9 protein-coding genes are annotated in these 11,828 nt (G+C 63.0%); 2 read left to right on the forward strand and 7 right to left on the reverse strand.

Annotation, left to right across the window (positions count from 1 at the left end):
- Position 1: 1 nt before the first annotated feature.
- The 7 genes from ABD997_RS09125 to ABD997_RS09155 form a co-directional block, all read right to left on the reverse strand.
- Positions 2–1,693, reverse strand: a complete 1,692-nt coding sequence (locus ABD997_RS09125; RefSeq protein WP_345316705.1) for a BatD family protein — start codon at positions 1,691–1,693, stop codon at positions 2–4.
- Positions 1,687–3,693, reverse strand: a complete 2,007-nt coding sequence (locus ABD997_RS09130) for a VWA domain-containing protein (protein WP_345316706.1) — start codon at positions 3,691–3,693, stop codon at positions 1,687–1,689. The genes ABD997_RS09125 and ABD997_RS09130 overlap by 7 nt, the downstream gene beginning before the upstream one ends.
- The gene (locus ABD997_RS09135) at positions 3,686–4,654 is read right to left on the reverse strand and encodes a vWA domain-containing protein (protein WP_345316707.1); all 969 of its coding nucleotides are present in this window, start codon (positions 4,652–4,654) and stop codon (positions 3,686–3,688) included. Before ABD997_RS09135 ends, ABD997_RS09130 begins: the two co-directional genes overlap by 8 nt.
- Positions 4,641–5,108 carry a DUF4381 domain-containing protein gene (locus ABD997_RS09140; protein WP_345316708.1) on the reverse strand — a complete coding sequence of 156 codons (468 nt, stop codon included), beginning with the start codon at positions 5,106–5,108 and terminating at the stop codon, positions 4,641–4,643. The genes ABD997_RS09135 and ABD997_RS09140 overlap by 14 nt, the downstream gene beginning before the upstream one ends.
- Positions 5,105–6,073 (reverse strand): DUF58 domain-containing protein, encoded by a 969-nt coding sequence (locus tag ABD997_RS09145; RefSeq protein ID WP_345316709.1) that lies wholly within the window; start codon positions 6,071–6,073, stop codon positions 5,105–5,107. Before ABD997_RS09145 ends, ABD997_RS09140 begins: the two co-directional genes overlap by 4 nt.
- Positions 6,073–7,029 carry an AAA family ATPase gene (locus tag ABD997_RS09150; protein ID WP_345316710.1) on the reverse strand — a complete coding sequence of 319 codons (957 nt, stop codon included), beginning with the start codon at positions 7,027–7,029 and terminating at the stop codon, positions 6,073–6,075. Before ABD997_RS09150 ends, ABD997_RS09145 begins: the two co-directional genes overlap by 1 nt.
- Before the next feature lie 101 nt (positions 7,030–7,130).
- On the reverse strand, positions 7,131–7,472 hold the full coding sequence (locus ABD997_RS09155; RefSeq protein ID WP_345316711.1) for a hypothetical protein: 342 nt from the start codon (positions 7,470–7,472) through the stop codon (positions 7,131–7,133).
- A 227-nt stretch (positions 7,473–7,699) separates the two neighbouring features.
- Here ABD997_RS09155 and fadI point away from each other — a divergent pair, with 227 nt between their 5' ends.
- The gene (gene fadI / locus ABD997_RS09160; protein WP_345316712.1) at positions 7,700–9,010 is read left to right on the forward strand and encodes an acetyl-CoA C-acyltransferase FadI; all 1,311 of its coding nucleotides are present in this window, start codon (positions 7,700–7,702) and stop codon (positions 9,008–9,010) included.
- Positions 9,010–11,136: a fatty acid oxidation complex subunit alpha FadJ gene (fadJ, locus tag ABD997_RS09165; RefSeq protein ID WP_345316713.1), complete on the forward strand. Its 2,127-nt coding sequence runs from the start codon at positions 9,010–9,012 to the stop codon at positions 11,134–11,136. Before fadI ends, fadJ begins: the two co-directional genes overlap by 1 nt.
- Positions 11,137–11,828 lie beyond the last annotated feature (692 nt).

The raw sequence follows: 11,828 nt of genomic DNA on the forward strand, positions 1-11,828 counted from the left end.
GTTATGGCCGCTTACTGACTGGTTCAGTCAGTGTGGTTGTGGGATCCAACGGCGGCAAGTCGGAAACCGGTTTGCGCCGTGGCGGGGGCAGGGCGCGGATTGCCTTTGCCAGGGCGGTGCCATCCCAGGGCGCTTTTGCCACGGCGAAGCGGCTGCGCTGCAGCTGCGCGATGGGCTCCGCCAGCGCGGGCAGACGCTGACTCAATTGTGGCAGGGTGACGGGCTGCCCAAGGTATGCTTCCGCCCAGATTGGAAGCAGGTTGAGTACCGTGGTTCCGTCGTGCTTTTCGCAGGCCCGAAGTAACGCGCTGTCGTCGACTTCGCTTGGCCCCTTCTCGGTAAGAGGCTGGATTTTTGGTCGTCCGCGACGCCAGCCCCAGACCAGGGTCACCAGCCAAAGCAGGAACATCAGCGCCGTCAGCAGCGGCCAGTGTCCGGCCTCAGTAGAGAGGGGGTGTTGCGGCTGTGCAGCGGTGGGCTGAGGTGAGTCGGGAGGCGTTGCTGCGCTGCCGCTGCTGGGGATCACCTCGACAGTTCGCGACGGCAGTACGGCCCACTCCTGACGTTTGAGTTTGGCGTTCCACCAGGGAACCCTGACCTCGGGAAGGGTGAACTGCCCCGGCTGGCTGGCCACCAGGGCCACGCTCTGGCGTAGAGTCGCGATCAGCCGATCCTGGCGCACACCCCCCTCCCGTTTTACCTTGTCGGGATAGAGACGCATCCCTTCGGGGGCGGTTACCTTTGGCGCGGGCAAGGCGTCGGCAACCGCGCCCATGGCGGTGAGCAGTAGGGTGCGGGAGATGGGCTGACCGACCTCGTAGGGGCCGGCTTGCTCGCCCAGATCATCGCTCAGGGCCACCATGTCCGCCACCAGCCACTCCCCCTGGTAGGCCGCCGGCTGGGGCAGCACGGTCAGCTCGATGGGATCGCTGGCGACCACCATGGAGCGGGCGCGACCCCGGTTGATGAGATCGCCGCCGCCCACCAGCAGGTCGCCCTCGAACTGGATAGGATCCAGCGTCAGCGGGCCACTCTCGGCGGCGCTGACCACGTAACGTCGGGTCACCGTTCGGTAGCGCTGGCCTCGAACCACCTCGGTACCGGACTCGTCCTCTCCCCACTGGCTGAGGGTGATTCCGGGGGCGGAGGGGGCGGTGAGTGCCCCGCGTTGGAGATCCGCACCGACATGCAGGGTGGCGGTCAGCAGGGCTGGCTGGCCCGGGTAGATCTCGTTGCGATCCAGTTCCGTCTCGATGAACGCCAGGGGCAGGGTATCCCGCTCCGCCGCCTGGTCGGCGGGCAGCACCTCCAGTGTGATCGGCTGGGTTTGGACGCCCTCGATCGCCAGGGAGGGGAGGGTAAACTCCCCCGGCTGACGGGGAAGCAGCAGCACCGTCCAGGTGGTTTGTTGCTTCATATCGAAGTTGATGATCTGGGTGCTGCTGCTGACGCTGCTGCGCCCCACCACGAAGTTCTGCTCCAGCGGTGTCAGATCCAGCGCGTCCCGTTTCAGACTGTCATCGGCGGTGATGGTCAAGGTGACCGACTGGCCCATGATGGCGGGATTTTGGTCCACGTAGGCGGTCAGCGTCGTGACCGCCATGGCCTGGGGGGGCAATAGCAGACTCAACAGAGCCAGGGCGGCTCCGATAAAAGCGGCAAAAGTCGGGAAATGGGGGGCGCGGTTCACCACTGCGTTCGCTCCGTATGTATGCGGCCTTCCTGACGGCGGCGTTGATATTCCAGTTGCATCTTGTTGCGCAGCAAGGTGGCCGGATCGTCCGGCACCCGCCGCAACATCCGGGTAAGCTCGGGGTCCTCGGGGGGGCTGTCGCCGGTCTCGGCCGCTGCGACGCCCGCCTGCTCCGCTTCCTCCTGACCCGGCTCGCTCATGTCGGCACCCGTGCCCTGGGCCTCGGTGTTTTGACCCTCGGAATGGTCTTCCTCTTGCCCCTGCTGGGCTCCGGCTTCGCTCTCTGCGGCTTCTTTTGGCTGTGGCCTGGGGGCGTTGGGGTCGGCGCTGCTTTGAGCCTGGGCATCTGAATTCGCTCCCTGGCTCTGATCCGAGTCCGACGGTTCGGAGCCCGGCGGCTGGGTGGGCCTCTCTTGCCCGGATTCAGCGTCACCGCCGGCTTGCATGGAGGGCGGTTGCGCGTCCTCGGGGCCGTTTTCAGCATCGCCTGACTGAGATCCCGGATCGGACTGCGACGATGGCGATTGGGGGTCCTGAGACTGGCCTTCGCTCGATGGATCTTCGGCGTTCTGGCCATCACTGCCACTGCCATCCGAACTGTCATCGCTATCGCCATCTTTGTCGTTTTGGCTTTGCTGCTGGGGTGGGTTCTCCATCAGCGTCCGCGCCAAGTCCAGGTTGTCCCGGGCACCGGGATACTGGGGCTGCTGATCCAGGACCTTCTGGTAGCGCTCTGCCGCCTCGTCATAACGGCCCAGTTGCATCAGGGCGTTGCCGGCATTGAAGGTGCTGTCGATATCGCCTCCCTGCTCAAAGGCCGTCAGCGCCTGCTCGTACTGGCCATCCCGGTAGAGGGCCGCGCCCTGCCAGGCGGGGTTCTCAAACAGTTGTGCTGCCTCGGCATAGTTGCCCCGCTCGAAGGCCCGCTGGCCTTGTTGATCGTCGGTCAACCAGGGGGAGGCCTCGACCTGTGACGTCGACAGGCCCGACAGCCACAGCACCGGCAGTAGCGCCAACAGGGCGTGGCGGCGCAGCATCCAGGCCAGGGGCAGCAACAGCAGCAGTAACAGATAAGCGCCGCGGTCCTGCCACTGCTGATGCAGACGATCCTCCTGGGTTCGGCCCTCGGCCTCCAGGGAGGGGGAGGCGGCCTGGATCCAGCGGGTGAGGTCACTGCCATCGGAACGGTAGGGCACCAGGGTGCCTTGACCGGCCCGCGCCAGTTTGCCGAGCAGGGCGAAGTCCGTCGTGGCCAGGGCGATCTCATCGGCACGGTTACGGATCAACTGGCCATCCGGTCGCCCCATCGGCGCGCCCTCGGCACTGCCCAGGGCAAGGATATTGAGGCGCCAGGGCAGTTTCGCCGCCAGCGCCAGCGCCTCATCCGCATGCTCCGGGTGTAGCCCATCGGTGATCAGCATGATGTCGCCCTGCTGGTAGCCCGCATCCCTTAGCAGTTGGTCGGCGGTGTAGAGCGCATTGGGGAGGTTGGAGCCGGGCACCGGCATCAACTCCGGGGAGAGTGTGGGCAGCAGGTTGGCGAGGGTCGTGCGGTCTTCCGTCAGTGGCGCCAGGACAAAGGCGTCACCGGCGTAAGCCACCAGGCCCAGCTCCCCATCGGGGAGCTGCTTGAGCAGATCCAGTGCCCGGAAGCGGGCCTGGGTGAGGCGGTTGGGCTTGAGATCCGTGGCCCACTGGGAGTAGGACATGTCCATTACCAGCACCCGGCCCTGTTGAAGCTGAAACAGGGGTACCGATTGCTTGTCCCAGGAAGGGCCGGCCAGCGCCAGGATCGCCAGGGCCAGCAAGCCCACCGGCAGCAGGACTCCGATAGGACGCGAGGCATCGGCGTCACTGAGCATCGCCGGTTGCAGGTGGGCAGGCAGCAGGGTCTGCCAAAACTGCTGGCCCGCACGTTGACGACGCAGCCACCAGGCCAATGGCGGCAGCAGCAGTAGGGCCAGCAGGCAGAGGGGGCGCATAAGATGCAGATCAGCCATGCTGCCTCCTCAGAAACAGCGCCAGCAGAAGAACCAGGGCCAGGCCCAGGGGCCAGGGATAGAGTTCGCTGCGGGGGCGCCACTGGCTACCCTGCTGTGCGATCGGCTCCAGGGCGTCGAGTTCCTGGTAGATCGCTTCCAGTTCGGCGCTGCTGCGGGCTCGGAAGTAGCGCCCGCCGGTGGACTCGGACAGGGCGGTGAAGGTTTTTTCCGCCCGGTCCAGCTCCGCGGACGGGTTAACGGTGCGGCTGCCAAACAGGCCCCGTTGCTGAAGTTCGGAGGCACCGACCCCGATGGTGTAGAGAGTCACCTCCGCCCGGCGGGCCAGGTCCGCCGCCTGCTCCGGGCTGAAGCGGCCGGCGTTGTTTTCGCCATCGGTCAGCAGCACCAGCACCCGGGCGCTCTGCTCCAGTTGCTCGAAGCGCTTGACCGCCAGGGCGATGGCGTCGCCGATGGCGGTCTGCTGGCCAACCAGTCCCACTTGAGCCTCCCGCAGGTAGCGGGTCACGGTACGCCGGTCGAAGGTCAAGGGGGCCTGCAGGTAGGCGTTATCGGCAAACAGGATGAGGCCAAGCCTGTCCCCCTCCCGACGCTGGATGAAGTCGCTTAGCAGGTGACCCACCATGGTAAAACGATCCACCGTGCGGCCATTGAGGGTCATATCCTCCAGCTGCATGGAGCCAGAGAGGTCCACCGCAATCATGAGATCCCGCCCCTCTCGTTTCAGCGCCACCGGATCGCCCAGCCACAAGGGGCGTGCCGTAGCCAGCACCAGAAGCCCCCAGGCCAACCAGGCGAGTATCCGCCATCCCCGGTGAGGTACCGGGCTGGCGGCGGTGGGGAGGGCTTGAGCCAGAGCGCCGGGCAATCGCAGGGCCGCCACCTGGTTGGGACGGCGCCGCGGAAGGAGCAGTGGCAGTGGCAGGGCCAGCAGCAACCAGGGCCACTCAAGACTCAGCATGACGCACCCCCGTGTGTTGTTTTGGCAGGGCCTTCAAAGCCTGGGCCGCTGCCACCAGCAGGCGCTGGCCCTCGTGCGTCGACAAGGCTGGCGGGCGGTAGGGATTACCCAGCAATGCCGGCCAGTCGGTGGGATAGAGGGTGTTGAGGTACTGGTGCCATTGTTCGCCATGCAGCGCGGCCACTGCCTCCCGGGGGGTGTAAGCCAGGGCGCAACGCTTGATCAGCGCCTGAAGCTGGGTGGGCAGGGTGGGGTCGTTGGCGTCGAGTTGCTGGAGCTGGGCCAGGGTCTGACGCAGCGGCCGGCGATATTGATGACGTCGCCAAAGCGCGTAAGCGATGGCACCGAGGCTAACCAGGATGAGTGCCAGCAGGCACCACCAGCCCCAGGCCGGTGGCCAGTGACTCACGGGAGCCGGTAGTTGAATGTCGTGTAACTGTTCGAGCGGATTCATAACCACAATTGCTGCCACTGCCGCTCCAGGGGCTCGGCCGCGGTCAGTTCACTGAGAAAAAGGTGGTGGTGTTGGCTCAACTGGGCGGCATTTTGACGTGCCTGTTGCCAGCGTTGAGCGAGATGCTGGCTGCCTCGCCGGTCCAGCCAGCCGGGTTGATTATGATGGGGAAGCTGCACCGGCAGGGGGCCGGGGTTTCGCGCCAGCTGGTCAAACAGGGGATCGCCGATGGCGAAGAGCCGCACCTCGGCGTGGCGGCGCAACCGATTGATCTGCTCCAGCGATGGCGCATCCAGCCCAAGGGGGTTGGTGATGATCACCACCAGGCTGCCTGGGCGAGTCAGGCGCTGAAGCCGAAGCAGCGCTTTAGCCCAGTAATCTGCGCCGTTCGCAGCCGGATCCTGGCGGTTGTCCGCAGTGTGCAGCTCCACCAGGGCCTCAAGCATCGCCAGCAGGCCAAGCCGGCGGGCGCGGGGTTTGAGCTCATGGTGACCCTGCTCATGGCAGATCAGGCCGCCGATACGGTCCCCGCGGGCGGTAACATACCAGCCCAGCAGGGCGGCGAGGTGCGCGGCCTGCACCGACTGCAACAGCAGTCGGGAGCCTAGGCGCATGCGGCTGCCGAGATCCACGCACAGCAGCACCGGCCGTTCCCGCTCGTCGCGGAACAGCTTGGTATGGGCCTTACCGGAGCGGGCGGTGACGCGCCAGTCGATGGTGCGAACATCATCCCCAGGCTGGTAAGCGCGCACTTCGGCGAACTCCATGCCGCGTCCTTTGAGCCGTGAGAGACGTTCTCCCGCCATCTGTGCCCGCGCCCGCCCGTCATCGGCACTGCGCACCAACGCCTGGTGTTCCGCCCGGGCCAGCAACTCCTTGAGGGTCAGGCTAACGCCGTTACCGTGGCGGGGCAGATCCTCGGGCCCGGGAATGGATGCAGACCGGCCCGGTGTTGCCTGGACCATCAGGGTACCGCCACCAGTTGCAGGATCCGGGCGATCACCTGATCCTTGGTGACGCCCTCTGCCTCTGCCTGGTAGCTGAGCAGCAGACGATGACGCAGAACGTTGGCCGCGACCGCCTGGATATCCTCGGGAGCCACGTAGTCCCGGCCCTGGAGGAAGGCCCGGGCGCGGGCGCAACGTTCCAGCGCAATCGAGGCACGGGGACTGACGCCCCATTGCAGCCAGCTGGCCAGGGTATCGTCATAGCGGGCTGGCTGGCGGGTGGCCATCACCAGGGAGACGATGTACTGCTCCAGTTGAGGGGCCAGGTAGAGTTTTAGGGCCGCATCCCGGGCGCTGAAGACCTCCTGCTCGGTGAGCGCCTCCGGACGGGTGATCGTCTCATGTTGGGCTTCGTTTCGGGACAGGGCCAGGATCTCCAGTTCCGTCTCGCTGTCGGGGTAATCCAAAGAGAGGTGCAGGAGGAAGCGGTCGAGCTGGGCTTCCGGCAGCGGGTAGGTGCCTTCGTTCTCGATGGGGTTCTGGGTGGCCATCACCAGAAACAGGCGGGGCAGGGGGTAGCTGCGCTTACCCACGGTGATCTGCCCCTCCGCCATCGCTTCGAGCAGCGCAGACTGTACCTTGGCCGGCGCCCGGTTGATCTCATCCGCCAGGACCAGGTTATGGAACAGGGGGCCTTTTTGAAACTCGAACTGACCGGTCTCCTGGCGGAAAATGTCGGTGCCGGTGAGATCCGCCGGGAGCAGGTCCGGGGTGAACTGGATCCGATGAAAGTCACCGTCGATACAATCGGACAGGGCTTTCACAGCCCGGGTCTTGGCGAGCCCGGGTGGCCCCTCCACCAGCAGGTGGCCGTCGGCGATCAGCGCAATGAGCAGCCCTTCCACCAGGTTGGGCTGCCCCAGCACCATCTGCTGCAGGTAGGTTTGTATGGGGGTGAGACGTTGCAGTTGCATGGTCACTCTCTTAACGCATTCTCGGGTTCACGGACGCGGTCGACGCTACCACTTCGTGGGCGCTGATGGCCCAGATTGGTTGGCGTGTTCCGGTATGAAGATCATTGAAAATACTGCATTATCTGTATGCTGAGCAAGTAGGGGGATGCGCATGCAAGCGGCAGGAGAGAAGCCAGCATCACCCGGGATGCCGGAGCGCCCTGACGGTTCAGGTGCAGGCTGTAGAAGAGCCCATAGGCAAACACCACCGGGTACAGCAGTTGGGTGACGCTGATGTAGTAGCGTCCCAGCGTGGCGGGGATCGCCGTGAGGCTCTGAGGCAGGCTGAAATCCACGTAGTGAAACCCCATCATCCAAAACAGCATCTGCAATCCCAGAGGAACATAAAGCAGGGCTATCCAGAGTGAGAGGGGGCGGCGGCTGAGGTTTTTGTCGGGTCGCATGGGGGTTCCATCTTGCAAAGCTATCCAGGGTGCCATCTCTTGGCCTGGGTCTTCCCATGGACTGAGAAAACTTCAGGGCACTTCGTGGCTTACAAATATGAACACCCTGTAACGGGATAAGTCACACGGGTGTTTGACACTATGACAGCAAAAGTTAGTATTGGGTCACATTGTACTGGTCTGACCTCGAACGGGTCACATTTTTCTCAACGGAATGAGGGTATTTCATGACGAAGCGACAGCCTTTGACGACCTCGTCGGGTGACAGGATCGCTATAGTAGCGGGCCTGCGAACCCCCTTTGCACGCCAGGCTACGGCTTTCCACGGTATCTCCGCGTTGGAGATGGGGAAGATGGTGGTCAGTGAGCTGCTGGCTCGCAGTGAGTTGGATCCGAAACTGGTGGATCAGGTGGTCTATGGCCAGGTGATCCAGATGCCAAAGGCCCCCAACATCGCCCGGGAGATCGTACTGGGTACCGGGATGTCGGTACACACCGATGCCTATTCGGTTACCCGTGCCTGTGCGACCTCCTTTCAGAGCACGGTCAATGTGGCGGAGTCCATCATGGCGGGGCAGATCGAGATCGGCATCGCCGGGGGCGCCGATTCCAGTTCGGTTCTGCCCATCGGGGTCAGTGACCGTTTGAGTCGTGCCCTGGTGGATCTCTCCAAGGCGCGCTCGCTGGGGCAACGCCTGGGGATCTTAAAGCGCCTGCGGCCCAAAGACCTGCTGCCGGTGCCGCCGGCGGTCGCGGAATACTCCACCAATCTCTCCATGGGACAAACTGCCGAGCAGATGGCGAAGACCCACGATATCCCTCGAGCCGACCAGGATGCCCTGGCGGTACGATCCCATCGCCGCGCCCACCAGAGTTGGGAGGATGGCCTGCTCAATGACGAGGTGATGACCTGCCATGTCCCTCCCTATAAAGGGTATATCGAGCGGGACAACAACATTCGCGCGCAGATCGAAGCGGAGAAGTTGGCCACGCTGAAGCCGGTGTTCGATCGCAAGTACGGCAGTGTCACCGCCGCCAACGCGACGCCATTGACCGACGGTGCCTCGGCCCTGCTGCTGATGCCGGAGTCCCGGGCCAAGGCGATGGGGTACGACCCCATCGGTTACCTGCGCAGCTACGCCTTCAGTGCCATCGATGTCTGGGAGGACATGCTGATGGGGCCCAGTTATGCGACGCCCAAAGCGCTGGACCGGGCCGGTATGACGCTGGCGGATCTGGACCTGATCGAGATGCATGAGGCGTTCGCGGCGCAAACGCTGGCCAACGTGAAGATGTTTGCCAGCCGCGAGTTTGCCCAGCAGAAGCTGGGTCGAAGCGAGGCGATCGGTGAGATCGACATGGACAAGTTTAACGTGATGGGCAGTTCGCTGGCGTATGGCCACCCCTTCGCGGCCACCGGGGGTCGGATGATCACCCAGATGTGCCGTGAGTTGAAACGGCGCGGGGGAGGGGTTGGCTTAACCACCGCCTGTGCGGCCGGTGGCTTGGGTGCGGCAATGATCCTGGAGGTGGAGTGATGAGCGGGAAGACCTTTAGCTGGCAAAAGGACGCCGATGGGATCGCGGTGATCACCATGGATGTGCCTGGCGAAAGCATGAACACGTTGCGGGACAGCTTCAACGAGGAAGTGAAAACCGTGCTGGACGAGATCCGCGATGACAGTGCTGTCCGCGGTGTGGTCCTGACTTCCGGAAAAGCGGACTCCTTCATCGCCGGCGCCGATATCGGCATGCTGGATCGCTGTACCACGGAAGAGGAGGTGGCGCGGCTTTCGCTGGCGGGCCATCAGACCCTGGACGCCCTGTCAGCGCTGCCAGTTCCCGTGGTGGCAGCGATCCATGGTCCCTGTTTGGGCGGCGGTCTGGAGGTCGCGCTGGCGTGCGATTACCGAGTCGTGAGCGACAGTACCAAAACGCTGATCGGCTTGCCGGAGGTTCAACTTGGATTGCTGCCCGGTGGTGGTGGTACGCAGCGGCTGCCGCGAGTCGTTGGAGTTGCCAAAGCGCTGGATATGATGCTTACCGGTCGCCAACTGCGGCCCAAGCAGGCCGGTCGGATGGGATTGGTGGATGAGGTGGTACCGCACTCCGTGCTGCTGAAGGTGGCCAAGATTTGGGCGGCCAAAGGCAAGCGCGGCAAGATCAAGCCCAAGCTCTCTGCCACCGAGCGTGCGTTGGAGCTGACCCCGCTGGGACGGAAACTGATCTACGACCAAGCTGCCAAGCAGGTTGAGAAGAAAACCCAGGGCAACTATCCGGCGCCGCCGAAGATCATCGAGGCGGTCAAGGTGGGTCGGGAGCAGGGCCGGGTTGCGGGTTTCGAGGCGGAAGCGCGCTTCTTTGCCGAATTGGTGATGACGCCTGAGTCGGAAGCGTTACGCTCCCTTTTCTTCGCGACCACCCAGATGAAGAAAGAGAGCGGCGCCGAGGGGGCCAAGCCGGCCGAAGTCAACAAGGTGATGGTGCTCGGCGGCGGCTTGATGGGCGGCGGAATCGCATCGGTGACGGCGCTTAAAGCTAAGGTGCCGGTTCGTATCAAGGATATCGCCGAAACCGGACTACAGAACGCTCTGGCATACAGTTACAAACAGGTGCAGAAACGGGTCAAGAAGCGCCAGATGACCCCGGGCCAGGCGGACAAAGCGATGAGTCTGCTGTCGACCACTACCCGTTACCAGGGGATCAAGGATGTCGACATGGTAGTGGAAGCGGTGTTCGAGGATCTGGATCTTAAGCACCAGATGATCAAGGACGTCGAAGCGCATTGTGGGCCGGATACCATCTTCGCATCCAACACCTCCTCCCTGCCTATCGGGCAGATCGCCGCGGTAGCCACTCGCCCGGAGAACGTGATTGGACTGCACTACTTCTCGCCGGTGGAGCAGATGCCACTGGTCGAGGTGATTGCACACGAGGGCACCTCGCCCCAAACCATCGCCACCACGGTGGCCTTCGCCCGTAAACAGGGCAAGACGCCCATCGTGGTTAAGGATGGGGCCGGTTTTTATGTCAATCGCATCTTGGCGCTCTACATGAACGAAGCGGCCAACCTTGTGGTTTCCGGTGAGCCTATCGAAGCTCTGGATAGGGCGCTGGTGAAGTTTGGCTTCCCGGTGGGCCCGATGACCCTGCTGGACGAGGTGGGGATCGATGTGGGAGCGAAGATTGCGCCGATTCTTGAACGGGAGCTCGGTGCGCGCTTCAAGGCACCGGAAGCCTTCGATACCCTGCTGGCAGATGACCGCAAGGGCAAGAAGAATGGCCGTGGATTTTACCGGCATGACGGTAAAAAGAGAGGGCCGAAGCCGGTAGATGAGAGTGTTTACAAGGTACTGGGGGTCACTCCTGAGGCTCGCCTCAGCGGCGAGGAACTGGCAGAACGTTGCCTGATCCAGATGTTAAACGAGGCGGTGCGTTGCCTGGACGAGGGGATCATCGCTTCGCCAAGGGATGGCGACATTGGTGCCATCTTCGGCATAGGGTTCCCGCCGTTTCTCGGCGGCCCGTTCCGCTATATCGACCGGATCGGTGCGGCAGAACTGCTGGATAAGTTACGCACCTGCCAGGAGCGTTATGGAGACCGTTTCGAGCCATCGCAGCGACTGGTTCGCATGGCTGAGAGTGGTGACCGCTTCTACAGCTAAGGATACCTTGGTCAAGAAAAGGAGCTCTGACGAGCTCCTTTTTTACCGCTTCATTTAATAGGCCACACTAAAATTTTCCGGCACTTGCGACAGTCGCTCTGCGTGGCTGTTGAAGCGATGTAATGGGATCATGCGTTTCCTACGTGGACTGACGGAGCGGTTTAGCCCAAGCCATCTTCGAGCTTGAGCGAGGAGGTGCGGCGTTCAATATTTGGTCAATTATTTGACGGGGTACCGATTGCAATCGCAGGTGATGCCAATTTCCCGTCCCTCCTTTTGAGGTAAGCGGGGTGTCAGGTCGATTGGCCATCTGTATCGGCCAATACCACGTCAGGGTTTGAGTTGGGCTAAAGATGCGAAAAGGGCTCCTTTACAGGAGCCCTTTCTGTTTTAAAGTTGGAAGCTTTTCTGGCCGAAGGCTGGTTATTGCCACCAAGCGCTGGCACTGATGGTTTCGAGATTGTTCAGGTTTGCGGGAGCAACGATCTTGCTTCTTTTCTCATGGCGCCCGATCAGGGACTTAAAAAGCTTTAACATAGCGAATTCTCCTGATGTCGAGTGATTAAGCGGTGTGGACGTTGTTATGACGGATCCAGGGGAAGCCTGCGGTCTGAACTTCGTCGTGGCGGATCCAGGGGAAGCCTGCGGTCTGAACTTCGTCGTGGCGGATCCAGGGGAAGCCTGCGGTCTGC

The organism is Ferrimonas gelatinilytica (genome assembly GCF_039544205.1).
GTDB lineage: Bacteria > Pseudomonadota > Gammaproteobacteria > Enterobacterales > Shewanellaceae > Ferrimonas > Ferrimonas gelatinilytica.